At 69.8% G+C, this 26,973-nt stretch carries 27 protein-coding genes; 11 read left to right on the top strand and 16 right to left on the bottom strand.

Annotated elements, in window-relative coordinates:
• Nucleotides 1-15: 15 nt before the first annotated feature.
• The 6 genes from OG984_RS01540 to OG984_RS01515 are packed head-to-tail and all read right to left on the bottom strand — an operon-like array spanning nt 16 to nt 6,297.
• A complete protein-coding gene (locus OG984_RS01540; protein ID WP_328529921.1) occupies nt 16-1,116 on the bottom strand; it encodes a Zn-dependent alcohol dehydrogenase in 1,101 nt (366 codons plus the stop codon).
• Nucleotides 1,113-1,895 carry an enoyl-CoA hydratase/isomerase family protein gene (locus tag OG984_RS01535; protein ID WP_328529920.1) on the bottom strand — a complete coding sequence of 261 codons (783 nt, stop codon included), beginning with the start codon at nt 1,893-1,895 and terminating at the stop codon, nt 1,113-1,115. Before OG984_RS01535 ends, OG984_RS01540 begins: the two co-directional genes overlap by 4 nt.
• A gap of 2 nt (nt 1,896-1,897) precedes the next feature.
• Entirely contained in the window at nt 1,898-3,505 is a 1,608-nt protein-coding gene (locus tag OG984_RS01530) for a class I adenylate-forming enzyme family protein (RefSeq protein WP_328529919.1), read from the bottom strand.
• Nucleotides 3,502-4,314 carry a gamma-glutamyl-gamma-aminobutyrate hydrolase family protein gene (locus OG984_RS01525; protein WP_328529918.1) on the bottom strand — a complete coding sequence of 271 codons (813 nt, stop codon included), beginning with the start codon at nt 4,312-4,314 and terminating at the stop codon, nt 3,502-3,504. The genes OG984_RS01530 and OG984_RS01525 overlap by 4 nt, the downstream gene beginning before the upstream one ends.
• Nucleotides 4,311-5,654 (bottom strand): glutamine synthetase family protein, encoded by a 1,344-nt coding sequence (locus tag OG984_RS01520; RefSeq protein ID WP_328529917.1) that lies wholly within the window; start codon nt 5,652-5,654, stop codon nt 4,311-4,313. Before OG984_RS01520 ends, OG984_RS01525 begins: the two co-directional genes overlap by 4 nt.
• Complete coding sequence (locus OG984_RS01515; RefSeq protein ID WP_328529916.1) at nt 5,647-6,297, bottom strand: hypothetical protein; 651 nt, start codon at nt 6,295-6,297, stop codon at nt 5,647-5,649. The genes OG984_RS01520 and OG984_RS01515 overlap by 8 nt, the downstream gene beginning before the upstream one ends.
• A gap of 226 nt (nt 6,298-6,523) precedes the next feature.
• On the opposite strand from OG984_RS01515, the gene OG984_RS01510 reads away from it, so the two are divergent.
• The 8 genes from OG984_RS01510 to OG984_RS01475 all read left to right on the top strand — a co-directional run bounded on the left by OG984_RS01510 (nt 6,524) and on the right by OG984_RS01475 (nt 16,528).
• Entirely contained in the window at nt 6,524-7,966 is a 1,443-nt protein-coding gene (locus OG984_RS01510) for an APC family permease (RefSeq protein ID WP_328529915.1), read from the top strand.
• 15 nt (nt 7,967-7,981) lie between these two features.
• Complete coding sequence (locus OG984_RS01505; protein WP_328529914.1) at nt 7,982-9,502, top strand: flavin-containing monooxygenase; 1,521 nt, start codon at nt 7,982-7,984, stop codon at nt 9,500-9,502.
• Complete coding sequence (locus OG984_RS01500) at nt 9,499-10,560, top strand: alpha/beta hydrolase (RefSeq protein WP_328529913.1); 1,062 nt, start codon at nt 9,499-9,501, stop codon at nt 10,558-10,560. Before OG984_RS01505 ends, OG984_RS01500 begins: the two co-directional genes overlap by 4 nt.
• Before the next feature lie 4 nt (nt 10,561-10,564).
• Nucleotides 10,565-11,920 carry a flavin monoamine oxidase family protein gene (locus tag OG984_RS01495; protein ID WP_328529912.1) on the top strand — a complete coding sequence of 452 codons (1,356 nt, stop codon included), beginning with the start codon at nt 10,565-10,567 and terminating at the stop codon, nt 11,918-11,920.
• Between the two features lie 40 nt (nt 11,921-11,960).
• Nucleotides 11,961-13,196 carry an acyl-CoA dehydrogenase family protein gene (locus OG984_RS01490; protein ID WP_328529911.1) on the top strand — a complete coding sequence of 412 codons (1,236 nt, stop codon included), beginning with the start codon at nt 11,961-11,963 and terminating at the stop codon, nt 13,194-13,196.
• Nucleotides 13,193-14,017 (top strand): SDR family oxidoreductase, encoded by an 825-nt coding sequence (locus OG984_RS01485; protein ID WP_328529910.1) that lies wholly within the window; start codon nt 13,193-13,195, stop codon nt 14,015-14,017. Before OG984_RS01490 ends, OG984_RS01485 begins: the two co-directional genes overlap by 4 nt.
• A gap of 56 nt (nt 14,018-14,073) precedes the next feature.
• Nucleotides 14,074-15,690 carry a long-chain-fatty-acid--CoA ligase gene (locus OG984_RS01480; protein WP_328529909.1) on the top strand — a complete coding sequence of 539 codons (1,617 nt, stop codon included), beginning with the start codon at nt 14,074-14,076 and terminating at the stop codon, nt 15,688-15,690.
• 181 nt (nt 15,691-15,871) lie between these two features.
• Entirely contained in the window at nt 15,872-16,528 is a 657-nt protein-coding gene (locus tag OG984_RS01475) for a GGDEF domain-containing protein (RefSeq protein ID WP_328529908.1), read from the top strand.
• A gap of 110 nt (nt 16,529-16,638) precedes the next feature.
• Here OG984_RS01475 and OG984_RS01470 read toward each other — a convergent pair whose 3' ends face one another.
• The 3 genes from OG984_RS01470 to OG984_RS01460 all read right to left on the bottom strand — a co-directional run bounded on the left by OG984_RS01470 (nt 16,639) and on the right by OG984_RS01460 (nt 18,813).
• The gene (locus OG984_RS01470; protein ID WP_328529907.1) at nt 16,639-17,481 is read right to left on the bottom strand and encodes an SDR family oxidoreductase; all 843 of its coding nucleotides are present in this window, start codon (nt 17,479-17,481) and stop codon (nt 16,639-16,641) included.
• Complete coding sequence (locus tag OG984_RS01465; RefSeq protein ID WP_328529906.1) at nt 17,478-17,945, bottom strand: peroxiredoxin; 468 nt, start codon at nt 17,943-17,945, stop codon at nt 17,478-17,480. The genes OG984_RS01470 and OG984_RS01465 overlap by 4 nt, the downstream gene beginning before the upstream one ends.
• A 112-nt stretch (nt 17,946-18,057) precedes the next feature.
• Nucleotides 18,058-18,813: a hypothetical protein gene (locus tag OG984_RS01460; RefSeq protein ID WP_328529905.1), complete on the bottom strand. Its 756-nt coding sequence runs from the start codon at nt 18,811-18,813 to the stop codon at nt 18,058-18,060.
• 221 nt (nt 18,814-19,034) lie between these two features.
• Here OG984_RS01460 and OG984_RS01455 point away from each other — a divergent pair, with 221 nt between their 5' ends.
• Together OG984_RS01455 and OG984_RS01450 are read left to right on the top strand one after the other, a co-directional pair.
• A complete protein-coding gene (locus tag OG984_RS01455) occupies nt 19,035-20,366 on the top strand; it encodes an MFS transporter (protein ID WP_328529904.1) in 1,332 nt (443 codons plus the stop codon).
• Nucleotides 20,363-21,793 (top strand): pyridoxal phosphate-dependent decarboxylase family protein, encoded by a 1,431-nt coding sequence (locus OG984_RS01450; RefSeq protein ID WP_328529903.1) that lies wholly within the window; start codon nt 20,363-20,365, stop codon nt 21,791-21,793. Before OG984_RS01455 ends, OG984_RS01450 begins: the two co-directional genes overlap by 4 nt.
• Here the strand turns inward: OG984_RS01450 and OG984_RS01445 are convergent.
• The 4 genes from OG984_RS01445 to OG984_RS01430 are packed head-to-tail and all read right to left on the bottom strand — an operon-like array spanning nt 21,780 to nt 23,394.
• The gene (locus tag OG984_RS01445; protein WP_328529902.1) at nt 21,780-22,067 is read right to left on the bottom strand and encodes a DUF3618 domain-containing protein; all 288 of its coding nucleotides are present in this window, start codon (nt 22,065-22,067) and stop codon (nt 21,780-21,782) included. The genes OG984_RS01450 and OG984_RS01445 overlap by 14 nt on opposite strands.
• Nucleotides 22,064-22,486 carry a phage holin family protein gene (locus OG984_RS01440; RefSeq protein ID WP_328529901.1) on the bottom strand — a complete coding sequence of 141 codons (423 nt, stop codon included), beginning with the start codon at nt 22,484-22,486 and terminating at the stop codon, nt 22,064-22,066. Before OG984_RS01440 ends, OG984_RS01445 begins: the two co-directional genes overlap by 4 nt.
• Nucleotides 22,483-22,803 carry a hypothetical protein gene (locus tag OG984_RS01435; protein ID WP_328529900.1) on the bottom strand — a complete coding sequence of 107 codons (321 nt, stop codon included), beginning with the start codon at nt 22,801-22,803 and terminating at the stop codon, nt 22,483-22,485. The genes OG984_RS01440 and OG984_RS01435 overlap by 4 nt, the downstream gene beginning before the upstream one ends.
• Before the next feature lie 60 nt (nt 22,804-22,863).
• The gene (locus OG984_RS01430; RefSeq protein ID WP_328529899.1) at nt 22,864-23,394 is read right to left on the bottom strand and encodes a GNAT family N-acetyltransferase; all 531 of its coding nucleotides are present in this window, start codon (nt 23,392-23,394) and stop codon (nt 22,864-22,866) included.
• Between the two features lie 64 nt (nt 23,395-23,458).
• Here OG984_RS01430 and OG984_RS01425 point away from each other — a divergent pair, with 64 nt between their 5' ends.
• Nucleotides 23,459-23,920, top strand: coding sequence for a winged helix-turn-helix transcriptional regulator (locus tag OG984_RS01425; protein WP_008357627.1), 462 nt, complete (start codon nt 23,459-23,461; stop codon nt 23,918-23,920).
• Here the strand turns inward: OG984_RS01425 and OG984_RS01420 are convergent.
• From OG984_RS01420 to OG984_RS01410, 3 genes are all read right to left on the bottom strand, one after another.
• Nucleotides 23,917-24,567: a TetR/AcrR family transcriptional regulator gene (locus tag OG984_RS01420; RefSeq protein WP_328529898.1), complete on the bottom strand. Its 651-nt coding sequence runs from the start codon at nt 24,565-24,567 to the stop codon at nt 23,917-23,919. The genes OG984_RS01425 and OG984_RS01420 overlap by 4 nt on opposite strands.
• Nucleotides 24,567-25,421 carry an esterase/lipase family protein gene (locus tag OG984_RS01415; protein WP_328529897.1) on the bottom strand — a complete coding sequence of 285 codons (855 nt, stop codon included), beginning with the start codon at nt 25,419-25,421 and terminating at the stop codon, nt 24,567-24,569. Before OG984_RS01415 ends, OG984_RS01420 begins: the two co-directional genes overlap by 1 nt.
• Before the next feature lie 75 nt (nt 25,422-25,496).
• Entirely contained in the window at nt 25,497-26,966 is a 1,470-nt protein-coding gene (locus OG984_RS01410) for a sodium:solute symporter (protein WP_328529896.1), read from the bottom strand.
• Nucleotides 26,967-26,973 lie beyond the last annotated feature (7 nt).

The raw sequence follows: 26,973 nt of genomic DNA, 5'->3' as shown, positions 1-26,973 counted from the left end.
CTACGGATTCGTGGGTCAGGACTGGAGGTCGACGACGATGCGCGTGACGTCCCCGGACTTCATCGCCTCGAAGCCCTCGTTGATCTCGGCGAAGGGGACGACCCGGGTCACCATCTCGTCGAGCAGGAGGCGTCCCTGCTGGTAGAGCCGGGCGAACTGGGCGATGTCCTCGCGGGCCTGGCCCGATCCCATGTAGGAGCCGATCAGGCGCTTCTCGAGGAAGAAGAAGTCGTGCGCAGGGACACTGATCTCCGAGCCCGCCGGCGCGATGCCGACCAGGCAGGCGGTGCCCGTCGGGCGCACCAGGGCCAGGGCCGTCTGTGCCGTGCGCGCCGAGCCGACCGCCTCGAAGGCGTAGTCCACCCCGTCACCCAGCAGGCGGTGCAGCTCCTCGACCGTGTCACCCTCTCCGCCGTTGATCACATGGGTGGCACCGTACGTGCGCGCGGCCTTGAGCCGGTCCTCGTCGAGATCGATCGCGACGATGGCCGAGGCGCCGGCGAGCCGCGCCCCCTGGATGATGGCCGACCCCACGCCACCGCAGCCGATCACCGCGACGGTGCTGCCCGGCCGCACCTCCGCGCCACGGAACACCGCACCCACGCCCGTGACGATGCAGCAGGAGAGCAGGCAGCCGACGTGCAGCGGCACGTCCTCAGGCAACTTCACCAGCGCGTTCTCGCGGAGGAGGGCATGCCGGGAGAACGCGCCGACGGCGCCGAGCCTGTCGATGGGGTCACCGTCAGTGGTCTGGTAGGCCGACCGTGGACGCTGCCGGATCTCCTGGACGCGCTGGCACTGGGTCGACCTGCCGGCCGAGCAGTTGGCGCACAGGCCGCAGGAGGGGGTCAGCGCCCCCGTCACGCGATCACCAGGCCTCAGCTGGGTCACCGCCGAGCCGACCGCCTCGACGACGCCGGCCACCTCGTGCCCCACGACGACCGGAAGATGGTCCGGTGGCACCGTGCCGGTCATGTAGTGGAGGTCGCTGTGGCAAAGGCCGACGTTGGTGACCGCGACGCGCACCTCGTACGGCTCCGGGTCGTCCACCCGGATGGTGGTGAGCTCGAGCGGCTCGTTGATGGCGGTCAGAACCGCCGCCTGGGTCTCGATCATGCGGTCGTCTCCTTGTTGGTCCAGAAGCCGGCGACGCCGGCAGTGAGCAGTCCGCTCGCCCAGGCCTCGTGGGCGGCGTGGTCCTCGCGCTCGAAGGCGGCCTCGACCTCAGCGACCAGGGGCCGCAGCAGCGCGAGATGCAGCGCCGTGGTGTTCCCCTCGGGGGTCCACGCGTGCACGGTGTCGACGGCGCGCTCGAGGAGCTGGTCGGGCTCGACCACCTCGTCGAGCAGGCCGATCCGCAGGGCCTCCGCAGAAGAGACCCGCGGGGACCCCAGCACCATGCGCGTCGCGTGGTTGCCGACCAGCCGCCGGAGCAGCAGGCTGGTCGCGTTGGAGATGGTGAGGCCGCGGGCGTTCTCCGGCTGGAAGTACTCGGTCGCGGGCATGCCGATCCGGGTGTCGCAGCACAGCGTGATCTCGGAGGCACCGCCGACGGCGATGCCGTTGACCGCCGCGACCACAGGGACCCGGGTCTGCAGGATCGCGCGGGTGACGTCGTGGAAGCTCTCGAAGGCCTTGTGGACCTCGGCCTCGGTGGTCGGCGCCTGCTTCAGGTCCTCGCCGGCGGAGAAGGCACGGCCACGTCCGGTGAGGACGATGCCACGAACGGCCTCGCCGGTGCCGAGCTCCCGAATCAGGGCAGCCAGGCGCAGCCGCATGGCCACGGTGAGTGCGTTGAGCTTGTCGGGACGGTCGATCGTGAGGACCGCGACGTCGCGCACAACGGCGACGTCGATGCGGTCCTCACCCGTCGTAGGGCCGGTAGGGGTGGTCATGGTCAGCTCCTCGGTCGGGCGAAGTCGTAGGTGGTGCCGGGCTCGGCAGCGGCCCGGGCCTTGAGCGCGGGCTTGGAGACCCGCTCAGAGGGGGTGCGCGGGAAGTCGGCGACGAACTCGACGTAGCGGGGCACCTTGAACCGCGCGAGTTGAGCACCGGCGCTTTCGAGGAGGTCCTGGGCGGTGGCCCTGTCGTCCGGCACGCCCTCCCTGAGCTGGACGAAGGCCTTGACCTCCTCACCCATGAGCTCGTCGGGTACGGCGACGACGGCCGCAGCGACGATCCGATCGTCTCGTTCGAGAACCGCCTCGACCTCGGCACAGGCGATGTTCTCGCCGCCGCGCCGCACCATGTCCTTGATCCGGCCGACCAGCTGGATGCCGCCGTCGGGACGGCGGACGACGAGGTCGCCCGTGTGCAGCCACCCCTCACGCAGCACGTCGGCCGTGGCGTCGGGGCGATTCCAGTAGCCGTTCATCATCGGCACTCCCGAGATGACGAGCTCACCCGGCTCACCGGGCGGGACCTCCTCCCCCGGAGTGGCGGGATCCTCGACGCGTACCTGCTTGGACGGCACCGGTAGGCCCAGGCTCCCGCTGCCGACAGCGGCGGTGTCTGCGAACGGGCTGAACAGGTCGATCCCCGACTCGGTCATCCCGTAGACCTCACGCCACGGCGCACCCCACCGTTCCTCGAGCTGGGCATGGAGCGCGACCGGGATCCCCGAGCAGAGCACCATGCGGAGGTCGTTCTCCCGGTCCTCGGCCGTCGGCGGCTGCTTGAACAGCAGGGTCGGCATCGAGCCGAGGACGTAGAAGAAGGTCGCCTGGTGGCGGCGTACGTCACTCATGAAGGTCGACGCGGAGAAGCGCGGCAGCACCACGAGAGGAGCGCCGAGCGTCAGGGCGAGCGCCGTGTTCCACTGCGGGTCCATGTAGGAGAACGGTTGCGAGGTGAGGAGTACGTCCTCGGCCCCGAGACCGGTGGCGGCAGCGCAGATCCACCCCAGCCGGGCCCAGTAGTCGTGGCTGAGCATGCATGCCTTCGGAAAGCCGGTCGTGCCCGAGGTGTACTGCAGGTTCGCGAGGGTCTCCCCCACGACCGGGACACCCGGGGCCGTGACCGGGAACGGCTCCGACCCGTCGTCGGGGACCTCGACGATACGGACGCCGGTCAGGCCGGGCTCGTCCGCCAGCACCTCGGCGACCAGGCCGGCGCGCTCGGCATCGGTGAAGACGACCCGGGCCCCCGAGTCCGTCAGGACGAAGGCGAGGTCGGCACGCTGGTACCCACAGTTGATCGGGACCGCGACCGCCCCGGCCTTCAGCACCGCCAGCCAGGTCACCGGCCAGTGCACGACGTTCGGGAGCATGATCGCGACCCGGTCGCCCGGGCGGATGCCGTCGACCTCGATGAGCCGGTGGGCCAGCCTGGAGGTCCAGGCATCGATCTCGGCGTAGGTCCACGACCACTCGCCGAAACGAAGGAACTCCCGATCTCCCGAGTCCTGTGCGCGCTGCGCCAGGAGCTGGCTCAGCGTCGAGACGTCGGGATCGTCCATCATCCGTTCGGCCGGGACGGCGGGTCCGGCCGTGACACGCGTGCTCACCGGGGGCTCCTCTGCTCTTGCCCGACAGGTACCTGGCTCGTGAGCCGCTGCATCGCCTGCTCGACGATCCACATCAGCGCCGGGTCGTTGCTCTTCATCCATTCCGGGTGCCATTGCACGCCCAGGACCGGTTGCCCGGGCAGCTCGATCGCCTCGACGACCCCGTCAGAGGTACGTCCGGTCACGACCAACCCCGCACCGCATCTGGCGACGGCTTGGTGGTGCCAGGAGTTGGTGAGCGCGTCGGTGCTGAACAGGTCGGCAGCGACCGAGCCCTGCTCGAAGGTGACGACGTGGTCGACGGTCCCGTCGGTGGGCGCGATCTCGTCCGAGAGGTGGCTCACCGGGCCGTCTGCAAGATGGGGCACGAGGGTGCCGCCGAGGGCGACGTTGAGCACCTGCATCCCCCGGCACACACCGAGCACCGGGATCCCCCGCTCGATCGACGCGCGGACGAGCGCGATCTCGTACGCATCCCGCTCGGTGTCGTGCACCATCGGGTTCGTCCGCGGGTCGATGTCGCGCACCACCGAAGTGTCACCGCCCCAGCAGGCAGGGTGGACGTCCTGGCCTCCGGTGATCACGACGCCGGAGAGCCAGGCGCAGACCGCCTCGGCGTCGGTGTCGTACGACAGGTGCACTGGGAGTCCGCCGGCCTCGGCGATCCGGGTCGCGAAGTCGGACATGGAGGCGTCGATGCAGCGGTCGCCGTAGCGTGGGTCGGCTCCGGTCAGCACCGACAGCTGGAAACGGCGTCCGGTGATGCCGACCAACGGCCGCATCGCTTCGGCCTTGTCGCGCGCGCTCACGGGAACTCGAAGTATCGCTGGGACTCCCACGCGGAGAGCTCGACGAACGGATCGCCACCCTTGGTGTGGAACTCCATCCACTCCCATCGGCGCGAAGCGACCCAGAAGTCCACGAACTCGTCGCCGAGGTACTCCCGCAGCAGCGGATCGGCGTCGAGCGCGGCCCCGGCTTTCGACATGGTGTCGGGGATCCGGCGTACGCCACAGCTCTCGGGCAGACACCAGGCCATGTCCGTGACCTCCTCCGGCGGATCGATGCGTCGCTCGATGCCGGCGAGCACGCCCGCCAGCACGCCGGCCAGGGCGAGGTAGGGGTTCACGTCGGCGCCCGGCAGCCGGTACTCGAGCCGGGAGTACCTGGGGTGGCAGGTGATCGCACGCACCGCCGCGGTCTTGTTGTTGACTCCCCAGCTGACCGTGGTCGGCGGCCCGGTGAGATCGACGAGCCGGCGGTAGGAGGTGATCTGGGGGAACGCGATCGAGGTGTTGCCCTCCATGGTGGCGAGCAACCCGCCGACCGCGTGCCGCATCAGCGGCGATGGGCCGTCCTCGGCGAAGAACTGGTTCACGCCGTCGCTCTGGAGCGAGATGTTGATGTGCGCGCCCTGGCCGAAGCCCGCGGTGGGCTTGGCCATGAACGAGACGGTGTGACCCAGCTCGTGGGCCACCTCGCGCATCACCTGCCGGGTGCGGGCCCAGCTGTCGGCGAGCCGGACCGGGTCGGTCGGCGCGAGGTTGAGCTCGGTCTGGCCGGGCGCCGCCTCGTCGGTCCATGCCTCCCATCCGATACCGACGTGGTCGAGCCGCTCCACGACAGCCTCCATGTAGGCGACCCAGTCGCTCGACCGGGCGAGGTGGTACGTCGCCCCGGTGCTGCCGCCGAGCGGCGTGAGGTCGCGGTAGCCGCGCGCACGCGCCTCCTGGACCGACTCCTCGAAAAGGGTCGCCTCGATCTCGACGGCGACGGTGGCTGCGTACCCGTGGCCTGCCAGCCGGGTCACCAGCTTCCGCACGAGGTTGCGCGGACAGATCGGTACGGGCGTGCCGTCCTTGAGCCAGTAGTCCCCGATCACCGAGTCCAGGCCGGGCTTCCACTCCACGAGGGTCGACATGTCCGGGACCATCTGGATGTCGTAGATGTTGCCCCGCCAGTCCGGAAAGGCGTCGCCGAGGACGATCTCGTTGTTGAGGTCGATGGCGAACAGGATGTCGGCGAAGGCGAAGCCGGTCTTCTTGCCGGCCTCGAACTTCTGCGGCGAGACGTTCTTGCCCAGGAGGCTGCCCTCGTGGTTGGTGGCCTCGAGGCGTACGGCCTTGCGGGCTTGGGCGAGCTCAGACATCGAATCGGACCCTCCAGGAGGCTGCCGTCATGACGGACAGCTGGGACAAGGTGCCCTGAACCTGCACGCCGGCGGCCAGGGAGGCGAGGAAGTCGTCGGCGCCGCTGAAGACGCCGGCCAGGATGTCGGCGGGGCCTGCGATCCGATAGCTGGTCGGACCTGCGCCGAAGCGACCGTGCTCGGTGCCCTCGGGTGCGTCGGCTTCCACCACGAGAACGTCGGGGATGCCCGGGATGTCTCGGGTGACCTCCCAGAACCGGGCGGCAGCCTCGCGCCAGCCGGGCAGTGGCGGGCGCAGCGCTCGCAGCACGCGGGCCGCCAGCTCGACGTCGCCGGTCATCTCCTGCCTGGGCGCGAAGCGGGCGTCGAGGTCGACGACGACCGTCGCATCGGGCTCGGCGAGGGCGCCGGCGGTGACGCTCACGACGTCCGGCGCGAAGGCCAGCGTCGCCGCCTGCGGGGTGGCGTGGGAGCGAACCACCACGGTGCCCACAAGGCCTTCCGCCTCCTCCGGGGCGTGGACTGAGGCGTCGCGCAGGGTCCGCGCGAGGAGGCGGACGATCGGGATCGGATCGTCCTCGACGGCGATGCCAGCCGCCCTGAGGCCCGCGGGCGGCGCCTCGATCGTCGTGCTCTCAGTCATTCTTCGGCCCTCCGGGGTGGGGTTCTGATCGTTCTTAGTCATTTGACTGAATCGTTTGACCAACGATAGTGCGACCCAGATCACGGCTTGTCAACCGCCCCGTCCAGATCCGCGAAACCACCGAGACATCTCCCGGACACCTCTTGACGCGGCATGAGACCTGGCACACACTTAGTCATCCGACCCAATCAAATGACTAACTTTGCTTTCGCCAGAAGGGACAGCCATGACGACCAGCAGCCCAACCCCCGGCGGGCCGGTCGCACCGGTGGACGCTCCTCCGGTCGCCGGCCTCGACCGGGGCCACCTCAGCCGCAACCAGCTCGTCGGGCTGGCGCTGGCTTCGTACGTCCCGCCCGTCGGGCTGGCCTCGGTCCCGGCTCTGGTGTTGGTCACCGCCGGCAACGGCAGCTGGCTCGGGGCGCTGATCGCCGCTGTCGCGACGAGTCTCGTCGGCCTCTCGGTCATCACCTTCGCCCGGCGCTACGTCGTCACCGGATCGCTCTACTCCTACATCCCGCACGTCTTCGGCGCTTGGGCACGCATCCTGGTGGGTGCGACTCTCTTCCTCGGCTACGTCGCGCAGATCGGCGCGATCGCGTTCCTGGTCGGCCTCTTCTCCGGCAGCTTCCTGCTCTCCCTCGGCTTCGAGGCGAGCTTCGACATCGGCGTACAGATGCTGATCTACAGCGCCGCCGTGCTGATCGCCGGCACCATCGCCTACCGGGGTCTGGACACCTCGGTCCGCACCGCGGTCACGCTGGCCGTCGTCTCCGTGCCGCTGATGCTGGTCATCACCATGGCCGCGGCCGCGCGCGCGGGCCTCGACCTCGGTGCCCAACTGTCCCTCGAGGGAGCCACCCCGAGCGGCATCTTCCAAGGGGTCGCCGCCGGCGCCGTGTTTCTCGTCGGCTTCGAGAGCAGCACGGCGCTCGCCGCCGAGACCCGCGATGCCCGACGCTCCGTGCCGCTCGCCGTGATGTGCGTGCCGGTCGGCCTGGGTGCGCTGTACGTGGTGGCAACCCTGCTTCAGGTGCCCGCCCTCGTCGCCGCGAGCGACGCACTGGCGGCCGGCACCTCTCCCGCTGCCGCCCTGGCCGTCGAGGGCGGGCTCGGCAGCACGGTGGCCAGCGCGACCGACCTGGTGCTCGCGGTCGCGACGTTCGCGGCCCTCATCGGGTTCGTCAACTACGGCTCGCGCTTCGTCGCGACCCTCGCAGCCGACGGCCTCCTTCCCGCGCGCGCCGGCCGGATCCACTCACGCCACCGCAGCCCCGCGGCCGCCGTCGTCACGATCTGCGTCCTCGGGCTGGGGGCGATCCTGGTCATGGTCGCCCTCAACCCCGACAACATCGTCGGCGTCTACAACTCGGTCGCGACGCTCATCGTCTACTTCTGGGTCGTCCCCTACCTGCTCATCAGCGCGGGCGCGCTTCGGCTGCTCAGCCGCGAGGGACGGCTCGGTCCGATCGCCGTCGTCGGCGCGGCCCTGGGCGCGGCGGCCATGGCCTGGATGTACCTCAACGGGCTCGTCAATCCGCCCGCCCCGCCGCTCGACGCGATGTCGTACGTCGCGGTCGTGGCCGTCGCCGTGGTGTTCGTGGCGTTCCTCGCCGTCGACCGACTCGGCCGCCGCCGTCGTGCCGCCCATCAGCAGACCCATCACTGAGAAGGAAGTGCAGCAATGAACCAGACCATCGCGACGGAGTACGCCGACATCGTCGTCATCGGCGCCGGCCTCTCCGGCATCGGCGTGGCCAAGCACCTGACCGAGGCCTTTCCCGACAAGGACTTCCTCCTGCTCGAGGCCCGCGCCTCGGTCGGCGGCACCTGGGACCTCTTCCGGTATCCGGGCATCCGCTCGGACGACTCGGTGCACACCTACGGCTACGACTTCAAGCCGTGGCTGCACAAGGAGGCGATCGCCGGGGGCGACCTGATCCGTGAGTACATGGAGGAGACGGTCGACGAGTTCGGCCTCGACAAGATCCTTCGCCTCGGTCACAAGGTGACGGCCGCCGACTGGTCCAGCGAGGACGCGGAGTGGACCCTGCACGTGACCGTGACCGACGACGCGGGCAATGAGTCCGGGAAGGTCGTGCGGACCAAGTTCGTCTTCAGCGGCACGGGCTACTACAACCACGACGAGGGCTTCGAGCCGCGGTTCGAGGGCCGCGATGACTTCCGGGGCGACATCCTCCACCCGCAGCACTGGCCCGAGGACTACGACTACAGCGGCAAGCGCGTGGTGATCATCGGCAGCGGCGCGACCGCCGTGACGATGCTGCCCGCGATGCTGACCGGTGATGGCGCAGCCGCCCACGTCACCATGCTGCAGCGCACCCCGAGCTACGTCGCCTCGATGCCCAAGGTGGACAAGATCGCCCAGTGGCTCTTGAAGGTCTTCGGCAACAAGGTCGGCTACGCCCTCACCCGCTTCAAGAACATCTGGCGCGACCACCTCCTCGTGACGGTGCTCGTCAGGTACCCGCGATTCGGACGCAAGCTCCTGCGCAGCATGACCGCCAAGGAGCTGCCGAAGGGATTCGACGTCGACACCCACTTCGCGCCGCCTTATAACCCGTGGGAGCAGCGCCTGTGCGCTTGTCCCGACGGCGACTTCTTCAAGGCGATCCGCGACGGGAGCGCCGATGTCGTGACCGACCAGATCGAGCGGTTCGTCCCCGAGGGCATCGAGCTGGTGTCGGGCAAGAAGCTCGAGGCCGACATCATCGTCACGGCGACCGGACTGGTCATGCAGATGCTGGGCGGCATCCAGCCGACCGTGGACGGCGCCCCGGTCACGATGGCGGAGCGGGTGCTCTACCGCGGGTCCCTGATCTCCGGCGTGCCCAACTGGGCGATGATGCTCGGCTTCACGAAGGCGACCTGGACCCTGCGCATCCGCAACGTCGCCCGCCTCGCCATCGAGGTGATCCGCGAGATGGACGAGAAGGGCTACGACATCGCCCTGCCCGTCGCGCCGGAGGGCATGCCCACACAGGGCCTGTTCGACCTCTCGGCCGGTTACATGCAGCGGGCCCGGGCCGAGCTCCCGCGTCAGGGCACCGGCCTCCCGTGGCAGATGCACACGACCTTCGTCAAGGACAACCGACTCTTCAAGGGGAACCTGCTCCACGAGGACATCCACTTCTCCGAGAAGGCCTCGGCCCCGTATCTGACCAGCGTCGAGGTGGCCTCATGAGCGCAGAACACTTCACGTCGAGCCAGCGCTTCCAGAGAGCCTTCCTCGTCTTCCTGAGCCGTCTGCCCGCGAGCCTGCAGCGGATGCTGGCGCGACCGGCGATCAACACGTCGGGCGACAGCATGGCGCCCGACGTCGCCCTGTTGATGAAGCTCGGCGAGTCCGGGCCGGACTACAGCGACCTTCCTCCCGCCGAGGCCCGGGCCACGACGGAGCGCGACCTGATGCTCTTCGCGTCCCGTATCGAGCCCTGCGCCGTCGAGGAGGAGATCGCGGTCTCGGACGAGGTCCAGCTCACCCGCTACAGCAACGGCACCCCGTCGCGAGGGCTGATCCTCTTCTTCCACGGTGGTGGCTTCGTGATCGGCAGCCGCGCGAGCTACACCGCGCCGGCGCGCATGCTGGCGCACGGCACCGGGGCCGACGTCGTGTCGGTCGAGTACCGCCTGGCGCCGGACGCCCCGTTCCCGGCCGCGCAGGACGACGCGGTCGTGGCCTGGCGCCACGTCGTCGAGCACGCTGCGGCCTGGGGCGTGGACCCGCACCGCATCGTCGTCGCCGGTGAGAGCGCCGGTGGCAACATCGCCGCCGTCCTGTGCCAGCAGGTGCGCGGCGAGACGGTGCAGCCCATGGCCCAGGTGCTCATCCAGCCGGTGACAGACCTGGTGGAGCACCGACCCTCGCAGGACGAGTTCGCCGGATCGCCCGCCCTGTCTGCCAAGCAGGTCGCCTGGTTCGTCCAGAACTACCTGCCGGAGGGGACCGACCCTGCGGACCCGCGGGTCTCGCCGTACCGGGCCGCCAGCCTGGCCGGGCTTCCGCCAGCGATCGTCAACCTGGCCGGGTTCGACCCGCTCCACGACGACGGAACGGCATATGCGACCGCGCTGCTCGAGGCCGGCGTACCGGTCGAGGTCACGCGCGAGGCCGGTCTGGTGCACGGCTACATCTCCTACACCGCGGTCAGCCCGACCTGCCGGAAGGCAACCGAGCGACTCGTCGCCTCGGTCGCGGCGGCGCTCGACCGCGCCGAACACACCGCTACGAAAGCGAGCTGACGACATGTCCGCATCACCTGAGCTCCGCGAGGAGACCCATGAGGTCGTCGTGATCGGCGCCGGCATCGCCGGCCTGATGGCCGCGACCACGCTCGCCGACCATGACGTCGTCGTCCTCGAGGCGTCCGACCGTGCGGGCGGCCGCGTCGACACCGTCCGCAAGGGCGACTACTGGATCAACGTCGGCACCCAGTTCACCGAGGGCACAGGTCCGCTGATCGAAGCCCTCCACCGGCACCGGGTCCCGCTCGGGACCCTGGAGGGCAAGTCGGTCGCCCTGCACCTGGGCGGCAAGCAGGTCGACACCTCCAACCCCTTCGCCCTGATGTTCCGGTCGAAGATGACCTGGCCCGACCGCTGCGGTCTCGCCATGGTCGGTACGCGCATCCTGGCGAACGTGCCGTTCCTCGAGATGAGCGAGCACAACCGCTGGGCCAACCGCGTCCGCGCCAGGCTCGACCGCCGGCGCGCGGACTTCGTCCTGCGGGGCGTCTCCTCCGACCTCACCCGCGAGATGGTGCGGTCCTGGTCGGGTCAGTGGATGGGCTGCGAGCCCGAGGAGACCGCCGCCCGGCAGTTCGTCTTCTCCATGGGCATCCTGCTCACCGACCCGGAGAAGGTGCCGAACCTGACACTGCCGGAGGGCGGCAACCAGACGCTGACCGACATCCTCGCCGAGGACCTCGGCGACAGGATCCGGCTCAGCTCACCGGTGAACACCGTGGAGTGGACCGGTGACGGTGTGGTCGTCGACTACCAGGACGCGGACGGGCCCGCCCGCCTGCGGGCGCGCCGGGCGGTCGTGGCGGTGCCCGCGGACGTCGCGGTCAAGATCATGCCCGGGCTGCCGGCGGCGTACCGGAGAGCCTTCGAGTCGATCCACTACGGCCGCTACGTGGTGGTGGGCTTCTTCACCCACGAGGACGGCGAGCCACAGCGCTGGGACGACTTCCTCGCCGTCTCGACCCCGGGTCGCTCGTTCCAGGCGATCTTCAACCACGCCGCCGCCGTACGCCGCGGGGACGTCCGCAAGCCCGGCGGCGCGCTGGCGTGCTTCGCGGGCGGAGCCGAGGCCGACAAGCTCTTCGAGCTCACCGACGAGGAGATCGTCGCGCGGTTCACCGCGGACCTCCTCGCGGTCTACCCCGAGCTCGAGGGCAAGGTCGACGCGGGCATCCTCCGTCGGCATCCGCGGGTCGTGCCGTTCTGGGGACCCGGCGGCCGGGCGTCGCTCGAGACCCTCAAGCAGAACCTCGGGCCGGTCCATCTCGCCGGCGACTACGCCCTCGACATGCCCTCGCTGGCCGACGCCGCCGCCTCCGGCGAGCAGGCCGCGCACAAGGTGCTGGCGAGCCTCTAGACGACCTCCAGCCATCTCCGACGAACCACACCGAAAGACGATGATGCCCACCACCCAGAACCCCGTCCGCCAGGCGGACCGGCTCTACCGCGACCTGCTCTCCCCCTCCGAGACCCTCGAGGTCCGCGACCGCGTGCGGAAGATCGCCGCTGACGTGGTGGCGCCGGCCGCACGTCAGATCGCCAACGGCGACGAGCGCGTCGACGGCTTCCCCCGCGAGGTCTTCGACGGCCTCGCCGCCGCCGACCTCTTCCGGGTGCCCTTCTCCGCCGAGGTCGGCGGCGAGGGGCTGGAGCACCCCGTCACCGCGACGGCGGTGGCGATCGAGGAGCTCGCCTACCACTCCAGCAGCATCGCGGCCGTCTTCGACGTCCACTGCATCCTCGCGGGCAACGTGCTCACCCACGGCACGCCGGATCAGCAGCAGCGGTGGCTGCGACCGGTCGCCGACGGCAGCCTCGTCGGCGCCTTCGCGACCACCGAGCCCGCCGCCTCCTCCGACCTGAGCCCGCAGGCGGTGCAGACCGTCGCGGTCCGGCACGGCGACACCTGGGTGCTCAACGGTCGCAAGCGCTGGATCTCCAACTCCCCCGTCGCCGGGTTCATCGTCACCCTCGCCCGCACCGAGGACCGACTCTCGATGTTCATCGTCGACACCTCGCTGCCCGGCGTACGGGTGGGCGAGCCGGACCAGAAGATGGGCAACCGTGGCCAGCTCACCGCCGACGTCTGGTTCGAGGACGTCGAGCTGACCGACGACGACCTCCTCGGCGGCGCGCCCGGACAGGGCCTTCGCCACGCCCTCGCCACCCTGACCCTCGGCCGCATCGGCATCGCCGCGGCCGGTGTCGGGATGGCACAGGCGGCCTTCGACCACGCCGTCGGGCACCTCAAGTCGCGGGAGGCGTTCGGCCGCAAGCTGGGCGCCAACCAGCACTGGCAGTTCCTGATGGCCGAGCGCGCCACCGAGATCGAGAACGCCCGCACCCTCTACCTCAAGGCAGCGCTGCGCCGAGACGCCGGCGAGATCTTCCCCGAGCCGGAGGCCTCGATGGCCAAGTTCTACGGCAGCCGCCTCGCGGTCGACATGGCCCGCGACGCCATCCAGGCCTTCGGGGGCCTCGGCTTCGCCCGCGAGCTCAGCGCTGACGCGACACCGGGACCGGTCGAGGCGATCTACCGCGACAGCAAGATCGGCGAGATCTACGAGGGCACCAACGAGATCCTCAAGTGGGTCGTCGCCCGCACCATCTTCGGCAAGGAGATCACCGGATGAGCCTCGCCGGACGCACCCTGCTCATGTCGGGCGGCAGCCGTGGCATCGGTCTGGCGATCGCCGTCGCAGCCGCACGGCGCGGCGCCGATGTGGCCCTGCTGGCCAAGACCGACACCCCCGATCCCCGCCTGTCGGGCACCATCCACACCGCCGCCGCGGAGATCGAGGCCGCCGGAGGCGGCGCGCTCGCGGTCGTGGGCGACGTACGCGATGAGGGATCGGTCGAAGCGGCCGTCGCCAAGACCGTCGAGCGGTTCGGCGGCATCGACATCGTGGTCAACAACGCCTCCGCACTCGCCGTCGACGGCACCGACACCCTGACCATGAAGCGGTTCGACCTGATGACGGGCATCCAGCTGCGCGGCACCTATCTGCTGACCAGCAAGGCACTGCCGTACCTGCGCAAGGGCACCGACCCGCACATCCTCTCGCTCAGCCCGCCGCTCAACCTCTCCCCCGCCTGGCTCGGCGCCCACCCGGCGTACACGATGGCCAAGTACGGGATGACGCTGCTGACCCTCGGGTGGGCGGCGGAGCTCGCGGAGCACGGCGTAGCCGCCAACTGCCTGTGGCCGGAGACCTACATCGCCACCGACGCCGTGCGCAACATCCTCGGTGGCGACGCCGCCGTGGATCGGTCGCGCTCACCACAGATCGTGGCGGATGCCGCCATGGCGATCCTCGAGCGGCGGGCCGGCGAGTGCTCGGGCAACACGTTCCTCGACGTCGAGGTGCTCCGCGACGCCGGAGTCACCGACCTCTCGCCCTACGGCGGGACCGGCGACCTCGAGTACGACATCTTCGTCGACCGGCCGCACTGACTCGCGCCGCCCAGCATCGCCCCCGTCACCCACCCGAAGCCACCTAGGAAGTCACCATGCTGAATCTGTCGATCCTGCTCGAGGAATCGGCCCGCACGTATCCCGACCGCGACGCCCTGGTCCTGGGCGCCACGCGCCTGACGTACAGCCAGGTGGACGCCGCGGCCAACCAGGTCGCGAACCTGCTCGTGGAACGCGGGGTCGAGCCCGGCGACAAGGTCGCCCTGATGTGTCCGAACCTGCCGTACTTCTCGATCGTCTACTACGGCATCCTCAAGTCCGGCGCCGTGGTCGTCCCGCTGAACGTACTGCTCAAGGCACGCGAGGTCGCCTACCACCTCGACGACTCCGACGCGAAGGCGTTGTTCGCCTTCGAGGGCACCGCGGAGCTGCCCATCGGCAGCGAGGCCAAGGCCGGTTTCGATCAGGTCGACGCCTGTCGGGAGCTCTTCGTCATCACCGCCGACCCGGCCGCGTCCTCGCCGATCGCGGACACCTTCGCCCAGGCCGTGGCCGGCCGGCCGACCGCCTTCGAGACAGTGGCCACGGACGAGGACGACACCGCCGTGATCCTCTACACCTCCGGAACGACCGGGCAGCCGAAGGGTGCCGAGCTGCGGCACCGCAACATGCGTGACAACGCGCTGGCGAGCAAGGATCTGTTCGGCTGCGACGTGACCCGGCCGGACACCTACCTGTGCGTACTGCCGCTGTTCCACTCCTTCGGCCAGACGGTCATCCAGAACGGTGGCTTCGCCTTCGGCGGAACCGTCGTGATGCTGCCCCGGTTCGAGCCGGCTCCCGTGATCGAGACGATGCTGAGGGAGTCGGTGACCGTCTTCGCAGGAGTGCCGACGATGTACTGGGGGTTGCTCGGAGCCCTCGACAGCGGCACCGAGGTGAAGACCCTGGCGAAGAACCTCCGCATGGCTGTCTCCGGAGGCGCCGCGCTTCCGGTCGAGATCCACCGCGAGGTCGAGAAGCGGCTCGGCGTGACGGTCGCAGAGGGGTACGGCCTGTCCGAGACGTCCCCGGTGGCGTCGTTCGCACCGTACGGCGAGGCGCCGCGCCCCGGCTCCATCGGCAAGCCGATCCCCGGCGTCTCGATGAAGCTGATCGACCCGGCCACCTGGGCGGAGATCGAGTGGACCCCGGATGCGATCGGCGAGATCGCGATCAAGGGTCACAACGTGATGAAGGGATACCACCAGCGCGAGAAGGCGACCGCCGAGGTGATCGATCAGGACGGCTGGTTCCGCACCGGCGACCTCGCCCGACGCGACGAGGACGGCTTCTACTACATCGTCGACCGGTCCAAGGACCTCATCATCAGGGGCGGGTTCAACGTCTATCCCCGCGAGGTCGAAGAGATCCTCGTGACGCACCCGGACGTCGGCCTGGCCGCGGTCATCGGCGTACCGCACGAGAGCCACGGCGAGGAGATCAAGGCATTCGTGATCCTTCAGCCGGGTTCCACCCTCACCGCAGCCGACCTCGTCTCCTGGGCCAAGACCCAGATGGCCTCCTACAAGTACCCGCGCCTCGTCGAGTTCGTTCGCAGTCTGCCGATGACCGCCACCGGCAAGATCCTCAAGCGTGAGCTGGCGCGGACGAGCGCGACGGCTTCGACCGCAAGGTTCCGGGGTGGTGCTGCAACCCCCGTCGACTCATGACGCCAACACGACGGCAACGGCACCGAAACCATGCTCCAACGTCGTCGTAAACCGTGCTGCCGTCCGGTCAGAAGGACGCCAACCACAGCGATCTCATCGGTACGCTGCGACGCCGCTGGCGGGTGGTCGAGTGTCCCTTCCAGTCGGTCCTGACAACGACACGCGCGAGGGATGATGCCCGATGGCAAGGCTCCCGATCGCCTTGCTCGCAGCAACCGCCGGCGCAATCGGCTACGGACTCTGGCAGAGGCAGCGCCGACACCTCGAGACCCGCAAGATGAACGAGGCGAGAGAACGGACTCTCGAGTTCCAAGCCGAGGTCGGCAAGCTCATCGCGCAGGTCGAGGCTTCGCACCGCGACAGCCTCACCGGTCTCCTGACGCGCGATCGTTGGGGCGCGGAGGCCGCCGTACGGCTGGCCACAGGGGAGCCGCAAGCGATGCTGTTGATCGACCTCGATCGATTCAAGGATGTGAACTCGACGTTCGGGCATCTGGCCGGAAACGCAGTCCTCGCGGAGATCGGCAAGCGACTGCGGACGCGAGACGACGGCAGTCTCGCCGGTCGGTTCGGAGGCGACGAGTTCGTCGTTCTCCTCCCGTACGAGCCTGCGGCGGCAGATCTCGAGCAGTTCTCGGGGCAACTGTGCAAACCGATGATGATCACAACGCCCCTTGACCCGACTCCGAAGACGGTCATCCCGACGGCGTCTATCGGCGTCGCAGTGTGGTCCTCTGCGGCGCGCCCTGGGTTGCCTCTCCTGTTGGACCTCGCAGACCGTGCGATGCGTGAGGCCAAGAAGTCGGGCGGCTGCGTGACCATGACCCACGACGCCTGATCCGTCGTGAGTCCCGCCATTGGGGCCGGGCTTCGTGCCTGCACAACGTGCCATCCGTTGTCGAGACACCACCAGGAATGAGAACGTCGGGCCGACCCCGGCGCCTGGACCTACTCGCTCGCCGCGAGATAGTCGCGAAGCCCGAGGGGCTCCCGGCCGGTGAGCGTCGCGACCGCGCTGCTCACTCCGTCGAGCTCCCCGGCGGCGATCGCGGTGTAGGTGGAGACCCAGGCGTCGTACTGCCAGTCGGGCGCCTCCCATCGGCGACGCGAGGCGTAGGCCTCCTCGATCGTCTCGTCGTGGTAGCGCACCTCGTGCCCACGATGCTCGGCGAGGATGTCGGCGACCTCGCTCATCGTGAGCGCCTCGGGCCCGGTGAGGTCGTAGGTGAGTCCTCGGTGGCGCTGTGGGGCGGTGAGCGTCGCCACGGCGGAGCGCGCCACGTCGGCCCGGGCGACCGGTGCGAAGCGTCCATCGGCGGCCGGACCCCGGATGACGCCGTCCTCACCGACCAAGGAGGGGAGGAAGTCGAGGTAGAAGTTGTCGCGCAGCAGGGTGTAGCCCATCCCGCTCGCCTTGATCCGCTCCTCGGTCGCGAAGTGGTCGCGCGCGAGCGTGAAGACAGCATCCGGCGCGGCACCGAAGAAGGACGTGTAGACGATGTGCTCGACCCCGGCCGAGGCGGCGGCGTCGACGAAGGTGAGGTGCTGTTCCAGGCGGTCCGCCGACTCGGAGGCCGAGACCATGAGCACGGTCTGAACACCGTCGAGGGCCGCCAACGCAGCCTCTCTGTCGCCGTAGGTCACCGCGAACGCATCGGCTCCGGGGATCTCCGGAGCCCTGGCGGTGTCACGTACGAGAAGACGGAGGGTGGCGCCGGAGCCGCCCAGCGCCTGGGCGACGGCACCTCCGATGAAGCCGGTGGCGCCGGTGACGGCGATGGTGGTCGTCATTCCATGTCGTCCCTGAGCGCGGCAAGAGCCTCGTCGGCATGGATCTCCGCCTTGAGCATCCCCTCGACGACGGCCTTGATCCGGCCGTCGGCACCGATGGCGAAGGTCGTACGCTGCAGCGGGCCGAGCTTGCCGAGGATGCTGGGCTTGACGCCGTAGAGCCCGGCGACCGACCCGGTTGGGTCGGAGAGGACGGGGTAGTCGAGGTCGTGGTTGGCGGCGAACCCGGCCTGGGCCTCCACGCTGTCCTTGCTGATCCCGAGCCGTTGCGCGCCGAGCGCCTCGAACTCCCCCGCGAGATCGCGGAAGTGGCAGGCCTCCTTCGTGCACACCGGCGTCTCGGCGGCCGGGTAGAAGAACAGCACCACCGGACCCTTCTCGAGGAGCGGGGCGAGGGAGACGGACGTACCGTCCTGGGCGGGGAGCGTGAAGTCGGGCGCGAGGGCACCGGTCTCGAGCGGCATGGCGTCAACCTACTCGGCACCTCCACGCCCGCAGGCGGAGCCCGCCGACGACGGACCTGGGAGTCCCGAGGTCAACAGGTAACCCCAAGACTCCCAGGTCGCCCCGATCGAGCTAGCGGTTTCGGAGCCAGAACGTGCCCGAGGCGTCCGCGTACGTGTACGCGTCACCCGCGTAGTACAGGCGGTAGTTGCGCGAGCTCGGCGGGTCCCAGACGATCGCGACCGTGCCACGCCTGCCGGCCTGGCCCGAGGTCTTCGCCGACTTCACGGTGCGCCAGGCGCCGTCCTTCCTCACCTGCAGCTTGACGGTCTTGCCTACCTGCCGGACACCGTTGCGGGTGAGGGTGCCGGTGACCTTCCACGAGTGGTTGCCGTACGCGGACTTGCCGGTGTAGGCAATCTGCGACGCGAGGCGGGTGTTCGAAACGGTAAACCTCTTGGTGGCGGTCCGTTTCGTCTCGCCGAACGTCTCCCAGTCGAGGACGGTCACGATGGCCGTGGCGGTGTAGGTGCCGCGCCTGTCGGAGTAATGGCAGAAGAGGGAGCCGTCGAACGTGAAGGTGTAGGTGCCGTTGCCGCCGTCGCGGAAGTCGTAGTCGGAGTCGAACACCGACGTGTCAGGGGCGGTGATACGGAGCTCGACGTCGATCGCGCCGCCCTCGACGCCAAGGCCGCTCACCGGGACCGTGACCTTGTAATCCTTGCCGTAGTAGCAGCCCGTCCCGTAGGAGGGGAACTTGAACGAGGGCGCCGACACGGTGACGGTTCCGATCGTCGCGGCCGACGCTGCAGGCACGAGACCGGGGGTCGCGAACGAGGCGATGAGTAGTGCGGTGATGGCGATGAGTCCACCGAGAATTCTTCTCATAGGGAGCTCCGGCTTTCATGATGTTGGTTCGGGTCTCGCCGGCCCGAGGGGCGAGTGCGTCGACCGGCATCGGACCACCCATCGACCGTGAGCAGTTTCTTTACCTTGCTTGCCCCCATGGCGCGGTTCGGCAAAGACGTACCCAACGCGGGGTATGAGCCGTTCGGCCGAATTCCGGCGTTCCCAGGCGCCGAAAGGCGGGCCACGGCACTATGGCGGGCATGCCAGCCAGCCCGACGCTTCCGCTCGGGGTGCGCATCGGCTACGGCTCCGGGTCCGTGGCCACCGGGACGTTCGGCACGATCCCGGGTCTGATGCTGCTCCCCTACCTGACCGACAGCCTCGGGATCGCCGCGCTCGCGGCCGGGTTCATCGTGTTCGCGCCGAAGGCGTGGGACGTCGTGCTCAACCCGATCGCCGGCCGGATCAGTGACCGGACGGTGGATCCGCGGGGCCCGCGGCGGCCCTGGCTGCGTCGCGCCGGGATCGCGCTGGCGGTGACGTTCGCGTTGCTGTTCGCGGCACCGTCGATGGCGACCGGGCTCGAGGCGCTCTGGGTGCTGGCGATGTTCCTGGCCTGCGCGACGGCCTACGCGTTCTTCCAGGTTCCCTACGTCGCGATGCCCGCCGAGCTGACCGAGTCCTACGACGAGCGCACCCGGCTGATGACCTGGCGGGTCGCGATCCTTGCGCTGACCATCCTGCTCGCCGGCGCCACCGCGCCGATGATCCGTGACGCCGTCGGCGGTCGCGACGGCTACCGCGTCATGGGCGTCGTGATGGCGGTGCTCATCCTGATCGGGGTGCTCAGTGCGTACGCCGGCACGCGCCGGGCTCCGGTCCGCACCGTCCAGCCGGGCGCGGGCAGCCTGCGCGACCAGCTCCGGATCGTGGCGGCGGCGCCGGACTTCCGGCGGCTGCTCATCACGTTCGTGATCCAGGCCGTCGCCTTCGGCGCGATGCTCGCCGGGGTCGACTACCTGGCCGGCGACGTGCTCGGTCGCGCGGGCGCGGCGACGGTGCTGTTCGTCTGCTTCGTCGGTCCCGCGCTGCTGCTCACGCCCGCGTGGGCAGCCCTGGGCGCCAGGATCGGCAAGAAGGCCGGGTACGTCGCGGCGTCCCTCGTCCTCGCCGTCGGCGCTCTCCTCGCCGCGACCGCCCAGATCGCGCCGGTGGCCCTGGTCTACGCCGCGGTCGTGCTGGTCGGGGTCGGGTACGCCGGGTGCCAGGTCTTCCCGATGGCGATGCTCCCCGACGCGGCCGCCGTCGACGCCCGGCGCAGCGGCTCGAGCCGGATCGGCGTCTACACCGGCGTCTGGACGGCCGGTGAGACCCTGGGACTGGCACTGGGTCCCGGTGTCTTCGCCGTGGTGCTCGCGCTCGGGGGCTACCGCTCCTCGGTCGTCACCGACATCATTCAGCCCGAGTCGGCCCTGACGGCGATCACGCTCGGCTTCTCGGTGCTTCCGGCGGTCCTGGTCCTCCTCAGCCTGCTGTGGCTGCGGCGCTACTCGCTCACTGCCGACGACGTGGAAGGAACCGTGACCGTATGACCGACGCCCTGACCCGACTCCGCGAGATGCGGTCCGCCGACCTGCCCGTGCACGGAGGCCGCACACTGGCCTACGTCTACGACTCCGGCCTGCCCGACATCGACCGGATCGGCCGCGAGGCGGTCGCGGCCTACGCTGGCTCCAACGGCCTGGACCCGACCGCCTTCCCGAGCCTGCTCCGGATGGAGAACGAGGTGGTCGGGATGGCCGCCGACCTGCTCGACGCACCCGAGACCGTCGTCGGCACGGTCACCTCCGGCGGCACCGAGTCGGTGCTGCTGGCGGTGCAGACCGCACGTGACGCGCGACCGGACATCGAGCGGCCGCGGATGGTGCTGCCGACGACCGCGCACGCCGCGTTCCACAAGGCCGCGCACTACTTCGGGGTCGAGCCGGTGCTGGTGCCGGTCGGTCCCGACCTCCGGGCGGACCCGGCCGAGATGGCCGCCGCGATGGACGAGCGCACCGTGCTGGTGGTCGTCTCGGCCCCCTCCTACGCGCACGGGGTCGTCGATCCGGTCACCGCGATCGCGGCGGCCGCGGCCGAGCGCGGGATCCGCTGCCATGTCGACGCGTGCATCGGGGGTTGGGTGCTGCCCTATGCCGCACGGCTGGGGCGCGACGTACCGGCCTGGACGTTCGCGGTCGACGGTGTCACCTCGATCTCCGTCGACCTGCACAAGTACGCCTACGCCCCTAAGGGCACCTCGGTGCTGCTGCACCGCACCCGGGAGCTGCGGCGGCCTCAGTTCTTCGCCTCGGCCGCCTGGCCGGGCTACACCATGCTCAACTCCACGATGCAGTCGACGAAGTCGGGCGGTCCGCTGGCCGGCGCCTGGGCGGTGATGCGGTCGCTGGGCGATGCCGGTTACGAGCGGCTCGCCCGCGACGTCTTCGACGCGGTGGACCTGATCCGCGCCGGCGTCGGAGACATGAAGGAGCTCGCCGTGGTCAGCACGCCAGACTCCACGCTCCTCGCCCTCACCACCGACGAGACCTGCGACCCGTTCACGGTCTGCGACGAGATGGCGGCAAGGGGCTGGTACGTCCAGCCGCAGATGTCCTACGCCGGCTCCCCCGCCACGATCCACCTGTCCGTGAGCGCCGCGACGCTCCCCCACGTCGAGGACCTGCTCGAGGCTCTGGCCGAGGCGGTGGCGGCGGCGGTCGCCTCGGGTCCGGTCGCCGTCGACCCCGGGGTCGCGGCCTTCATCGAAGAGCTCGACCCGCTCGCCCTCTCCGAGGACGACTTCGACGGCCTGCTGCTCGCCGCCGGGCTCATCGGCGCCGACAGCGAGCAGGGCGACCTGGCCCTCCCGCAGCGGATGGCCGAGGTCAACGCGATGCTCGACCTGGCCACCCCTGCGCTGCGTGAGGCGCTGCTCGTCGCCTTCCTGGACCGGTTGACCCGGCCTAGCCGGACTTGAGCCGGCGCTTGCGGCGGGCCAGCATCAGGATCATGCCGACCACGACGGCGGCGATGATGCCGCCTCGGATCTGCACGTCCCGTGAGCGGGCCGCCACCTGCGTACGCTGCTTGACCTCGTGGGCCTTCTCCTTGCCGCGCGTCTTCACGTCCAGCCGAGCGGCGAGCTCGTCCAGGGTGTCGGCCAGCTCGTGACGCGTGGTGTCCAGATCGGCCTCCACGTCGGCGATCGTGTGGTCACCGGCCTCGACGGGCCGGGAGGTGTTGTGCGTCATGGCGTCCTCCTCACGATGCGGTCCTCGGCTCGGTGGTGCCGGACGGCCTCCACGTCTCGCCGGATGTTCTCGGTGGCGCGTTCGGGCTTCATCGGGACCCCCTCGGAGACCTGCTTCTTCCCGAACAGGGCGATGCCGCCGGCGATGGCCAGGAGCACGACTCCGACCAGCAGCGCGGCCAGCCAGGCGTCCATGACCAGTGCCAGGGCGAGGATCGCGGTGGCGATCAGTGCCCCGACGCCGTACAGCGCCACCAGTCCGGCGGCGCCGAACGCCCCGGCCCCCTTGCCGGTGTGCTTGGCCTTCTCGGTCAGCTCGAGCCGGGCGAGCTCCAACTCGCCGCGGACGAGGCTGGACATCTCCTCCGAGAGCCGTGAGACCAGCTCACCCATCGATGCGTCGGTGTGATGAACCGTCACGACTCCCACCCCTTCGGCATGGTCGTCACCGGGTCGGTGGTGGTGGGGTGCGGTCCTCCCGGCGTCGTCTGGGGTGTGGGGGTCGATGCCGAGGACGGTGTGGTGTCGCCGGGCATCTTGTCCTGGACGGTGTGCTTGGCGGACGCCGCCTTCTCCTTGGCCACGAATCCGGCACGGTGCGCCTTGTCCTGCACCCGCGGGTCGTGCCACAGCTCCTGTGCCTTGCCCACGATGGCGTCGTAGCGCTCGCGTCCCGCGCGGGCGCCGAGGACGTAGCCGATGCCGAAGGCAGTCATCAATGCTGGTTTCTTGAACATGTGCTCCTCCTCGTCGCGTACAACTGGCCGGTACCCACGCGACGCGAAGTTAGACAGGGCTCATGCACAGGGGGCGGAGGCTCCCGCTCGGAACGGCTCCTGATAGCTCCCGCGGACGTGGACGAGATCCCCCTGCGGCTCGAGGGCCGCGATGCCCAGGAGGGATCGCGCGACCTCCAGCATCCGGAGGTTGTCGGCCTGCACGTCGCCGGTGAGGACATCGATGCCGCGCCGGCTCGCCAGGCCGGCCAGCTCGCGCAGCATCCGCGCTCCCAGCCCCCGGCCCTGCCAGGCGTCCTCCACGAGCACCGCGACCTCCGCGGAGGCGGGGTCGTCGGCGCACCGGTGATAGCGGGCCACGGCGATCACCTCACCGTCGGCGACCGCGACCAGGGCCTCGTGGTCACGGTGGTCGACGTCGACCAGGTAGCGCCGCAGCTTGAGCGAGAGCCGCTGGATCGGGGCGTGGAATCGTCGGTAGATGGTCTCCTCGGACAGGCGCCCCCACATCCGCTCGAAGGCGGCCAGGTCCTCGGATCGCACCGGCCGCGTGGCAACCGCCGGCATCACGACAAGGCGTTCTGAGTTCATATTTCGAACTCTCCTCTCGGCACTCTGAGTTCGTCAAACGAATTCAGCGCCGTACGCTGGTGCCGTGATCACCGATGAGATCGACCGCACCCGATGCTCGGTCGCCGGCACCCTGGCGGTCGTCGGCGAGAAGTGGAGCCTGCTCGTGCTCCGCGAGGCCTTCTTGGGCGTACGCCGCTTCGCCGACCTCCAGCAGAACCTCGACGTCTCCCGCGCAGTGCTCACCGACCGGCTGAACACCTTGGTCGACCAGGGCGTCCTCGCCCGCGTGCCGTACCACGCCGAGGGGCAGCGACAGCGGCATGAGTACCGGCTGACCCAGAAGGGCCTGGACCTCTACCCGACACTGGTGGCCATGATGGAGTGGGGAGACCGCTACGTCGCCGACGCCCGCGGATCTGCCCTCACGCTCGAGCACCGCGACTGCGGAGGCGAGGTGCACCTGACGCTGACCTGCGAGGACGGCCACCGGCTCGGCGGCCCGCGAGAGGTGCGACCCGTCGCGCTTCCCGTCGCCTCTCGCTAGGGCGCCTCGCCCCGATCCACGGGGTCGGAGGTCAGCAGGACGAGCGCGAGCTGGGCCAGCTGGGCCTCGAGCGCCTCGCGGCTGGAACGAGGCTGGTGCAGCGCCCAGTCGTAGACGATGGCGGTCACCGCGCCCACCAGCGCCAGCGCGGCGAAGCGCCAGTCGCGGTCGACGATCTCGCCTCTGGCCACGGAGGCGGAGCACTCGGTGCGTACGACCTCGACGAGGGTCTCGCGATAGTCGAGGCGGAGCTTCTCGATCCGCGGGCTCGCACCCATGATCTCGACGAAGGCGATCCGGGCGACGCGGGTGTCCTCGAGCATCGGGTCGAGATAGGCCAGAACCGCTGCCTGCACCCGGCGCGAGATCGGCTCGCCGGCGGTCGCCTTCAGCGACTCCGCCACCCGCTCGTAGGAGTCGGCGGTGATCCGGTCGTAGAGGTCGACGAAGAGATCCTCCTTGCCGGGATAGATCTCGTAGAAGTGCCGCGTCGACACCTTCGAGGCGGCGCAGACCCCCGGGATCGTGGTCGCCGCATAGCCCTGGGTGCCGATGATCTCCGTGGCGGCCCCGAGGAGCCGTTGGCGCCGCTGGGCGTCACGCTCCTCTCGGGTCAGTCCGCCGTAGGAGCGCCCCTCCGGTGCCATCAGCCGGGCGACCCGACCGAGCAGGCGAACGTCGTGGCGTCGGCCGGGTCGAGCGCGTTCTTCACCAGGTGCCAGACGTTGGTGTCGTAGGCCTCGCCGATGTGACCGACCGGGTCGTAGGGACACACGTCCTGCACGTAGGTGTTGGTGACGCCCGGCTCGCGTACGAACGAGGTCTCGGTGGGCGTGACCAGCTCGTCGTACCTCGACTGGATGATCGTGTACGTCACGCCGGGCTGCGCGATCGGCCCGCTCGTCAGGGTGCGCACGGCGCTACCGTCGGTGACCAGCTGGGTGCAGGCGATGCACCCGAAGGCGGTCAGGACCTGCCCGGCGAGCTCGTCGGCGCCCAGCGTCATGCCGAGGCGGTAGAGGCCGGCGAAGGTCGTGCCGTGCGTGGGCGGCGCGATCGCGACGACCTTGTCGATCCGGTCGGAGATGCCCTGCGTCTTGGTGACGTAGAGCGTCTGGAACCCGCCCTCGGAGTGGCCGACCAGATCGACCTTCGCCGCGCCGGTCCGGGCCAGGACATCCTGCACGAAGGCCTTGATCTGCACCGCGGACCTGGCGATGTCACCCACCCCGCCGACGAACGGGCCGTACGCCCCGGCCCCGTAGGTCAGGCTGTAGGTGCAGTAGCCCTGCGCCGCGACGTCGGCCTGGAGGAGGTTGAGGTCCTCGTCCTTGTTCGCCCCCAGCCCGTGCAGGAAGACGACCGGGTTGGGGTGATCGGCCGATGGTCGGCAGGAGGCGTCGTTGACGCCTCCTGCCGCGTGCGCCGGCGCCGCGGCCAGCAGGGTCGTGGCCGTCGACAGCAGCACGGCAACACAGATGACAGCGGAGCGCAGAACCATGACAGACCACTCTCTCTCCCGGCGAACGGATAGACCGACCTTAGGACGAGGTCATCAATTTGACAATGCTCATTTTCAGATGGCGTCGACGGTCCTGGCCTGCGGCTTCTCGTCCGCGAGCCGGCTGGTCCACTCCCGCATCACCGCGGGGTCGGTCGGCCGGGTGAGCAGGCTGACCAGGACGTACGCGACGGCGCTGACGGCCAGCCCCGCGTAGACGGGCTCGTTGGCGAGCACGTCACCGACGACCGCCATCGTCCCCAGCGTGGCGAGGGTGCCGGCGGCCATCGCGACCACCGCGCCGGCCCCGGTCGCGCGGCGCCACAGGAACCCACCCAGGATCGGGACGAGCAGGCCACCGACGAGGATGTCGTAGGCGATGGTCAGCGCGGAGACGACGTCGGTCAGCAGGGAGGCGATGACCACGACGGCGATGCCGATGGCGACGACGTAGATCCGGTTGGCGAGCACGTCGTGCTCGGGGTCCTCGGCCTCGTCCTGGACCCGCGCCGGCGTACGCCCGACCAACCGGGCCAGGAGCGGCTGCACATCGGTGCGAGCCACCGTCGCGGTGGCGATCAGGGCGCCCGAGGCGGTCGACATCATCGCGGCCACCGCGGCGGCGAGAACCAGGCCGCTGATCCCCGCCGGGAGGATCGACTCGGCGATGGTGGCGTAGACGTCGTTGCGGTCCTCGACGGTGACGAAGGTGGAGGCCGCCGCCCCGATCAGCGCACCGGCCACGCCGTAGACCAGGCAGTAGACGCCGGACGCGGTGCCACCCCAACGGGCGACCTGCGGGGAGCGGGCGGTGAAGACGCGCTGCCAGATGTCCTGCCCGATCAGCATGCCGAAGGTGTAGACGACGATGTAGGTGATGACGGTGCCGGTGCCGATCGCGCCGAGGTCGAAGACCGAGTCGGCGGCGCGCGCCCTGATCCCGTCCAGGCCGCCGGCGTGGTTCCAGGTGAAGGGCAGGAGCAGGAAAAAGATGCCGATGGTCTGCAGCGTGAACTGCACCATGTCGGTCAGGGTGATCGACCACATCCCGCCGATGGTCGAGTAGAGCACCACGATCACGCCGCCGATCAGGACCGAGACGATGCGGTCGGTGCCGAAGAGCACGTTGAACACCGTCGCGTACGCCATCGTGGAGGTGACCGCGAGCATCAGCGTGTAGGCGACCATGACCAGACCCGAGGCGGCGGTCGCGCCGACGCCGTAGCGCAGCTTCAGCATCTGGGCCACGGTGTAGATCCGCAGGCGCTGGATCCGGCCGGCGAAGAACAGGCTCAGCGCGAGCACACCGAGGGCGATCGCGGCCACGAGCCACGCTCCGGAGATGCCGTACTCGTAGCCGAGCGCGACGCCGCCGACGGTCGAGGCGCCTCCGAGGACGAGTGCGGACATGGTGCCGGTGTAGAGCACCGGGCCGAGCCGGCGGCCGGCGACGAGGAAGTCGGCGCTGTCGCTGGTGCGGGACTTGCCCCACCAGCCGAAGGCGACCATGGCGGCGAGGTAGATGACGATGATCGTGAGATCCATGAGGGGC

This window comes from Nocardioides sp. NBC_00368 (genome assembly GCF_036090055.1).
Taxonomy (GTDB): Bacteria; Actinomycetota; Actinomycetes; order Propionibacteriales; family Nocardioidaceae; genus Nocardioides.
Note: the sequence above shows the minus strand (reverse complement) of the source record. Positions and strands in the feature narration are given on the sequence as shown.

Coding starts and splice junctions, on each gene's coding strand:
- OG984_RS01415 (WP_328529897.1), bottom strand. CDS start 25,421: ATGGTTCTGCGCTCCGCTGTCATCTGTGTTGCCGTGCTGCTGTCGACG.
- OG984_RS01510 (WP_328529915.1), top strand. CDS start 6,524: ATGACGACCAGCAGCCCAACCCCCGGCGGGCCGGTCGCACCGGTGGAC.
- OG984_RS01515 (WP_328529916.1), bottom strand. CDS start 6,297: ATGACTGAGAGCACGACGATCGAGGCGCCGCCCGCGGGCCTCAGGGCG.
- OG984_RS01465 (WP_328529906.1), bottom strand. CDS start 17,945: ATGCCGCTCGAGACCGGTGCCCTCGCGCCCGACTTCACGCTCCCCGCC.
- OG984_RS01490 (WP_328529911.1), top strand. CDS start 11,961: ATGATGCCCACCACCCAGAACCCCGTCCGCCAGGCGGACCGGCTCTAC.
- OG984_RS01445 (WP_328529902.1), bottom strand. CDS start 22,067: ATGACGCACAACACCTCCCGGCCCGTCGAGGCCGGTGACCACACGATC.
- OG984_RS01460 (WP_328529905.1), bottom strand. CDS start 18,813: ATGAGAAGAATTCTCGGTGGACTCATCGCCATCACCGCACTACTCATC.
- OG984_RS01505 (WP_328529914.1), top strand. CDS start 7,982: ATGAACCAGACCATCGCGACGGAGTACGCCGACATCGTCGTCATCGGC.
- OG984_RS01455 (WP_328529904.1), top strand. CDS start 19,035: ATGCCAGCCAGCCCGACGCTTCCGCTCGGGGTGCGCATCGGCTACGGC.
- OG984_RS01410 (WP_328529896.1), bottom strand. CDS start 26,966: ATGGATCTCACGATCATCGTCATCTACCTCGCCGCCATGGTCGCCTTC.
- OG984_RS01480 (WP_328529909.1), top strand. CDS start 14,074: ATGCTGAATCTGTCGATCCTGCTCGAGGAATCGGCCCGCACGTATCCC.
- OG984_RS01430 (WP_328529899.1), bottom strand. CDS start 23,394: ATGAACTCAGAACGCCTTGTCGTGATGCCGGCGGTTGCCACGCGGCCG.
- OG984_RS01535 (WP_328529920.1), bottom strand. CDS start 1,895: ATGACCACCCCTACCGGCCCTACGACGGGTGAGGACCGCATCGACGTC.
- OG984_RS01500 (WP_328529913.1), top strand. CDS start 9,499: ATGAGCGCAGAACACTTCACGTCGAGCCAGCGCTTCCAGAGAGCCTTC.
- OG984_RS01485 (WP_328529910.1), top strand. CDS start 13,193: ATGAGCCTCGCCGGACGCACCCTGCTCATGTCGGGCGGCAGCCGTGGC.
- OG984_RS01540 (WP_328529921.1), bottom strand. CDS start 1,116: ATGATCGAGACCCAGGCGGCGGTTCTGACCGCCATCAACGAGCCGCTC.
- OG984_RS01420 (WP_328529898.1), bottom strand. CDS start 24,567: ATGGCACCGGAGGGGCGCTCCTACGGCGGACTGACCCGAGAGGAGCGT.
- OG984_RS01475 (WP_328529908.1), top strand. CDS start 15,872: ATGGCAAGGCTCCCGATCGCCTTGCTCGCAGCAACCGCCGGCGCAATC.
- OG984_RS01450 (WP_328529903.1), top strand. CDS start 20,363: ATGACCGACGCCCTGACCCGACTCCGCGAGATGCGGTCCGCCGACCTG.
- OG984_RS01435 (WP_328529900.1), bottom strand. CDS start 22,803: ATGTTCAAGAAACCAGCATTGATGACTGCCTTCGGCATCGGCTACGTC.
- OG984_RS01520 (WP_328529917.1), bottom strand. CDS start 5,654: ATGTCTGAGCTCGCCCAAGCCCGCAAGGCCGTACGCCTCGAGGCCACC.
- OG984_RS01495 (WP_328529912.1), top strand. CDS start 10,565: ATGTCCGCATCACCTGAGCTCCGCGAGGAGACCCATGAGGTCGTCGTG.
- OG984_RS01470 (WP_328529907.1), bottom strand. CDS start 17,481: ATGACGACCACCATCGCCGTCACCGGCGCCACCGGCTTCATCGGAGGT.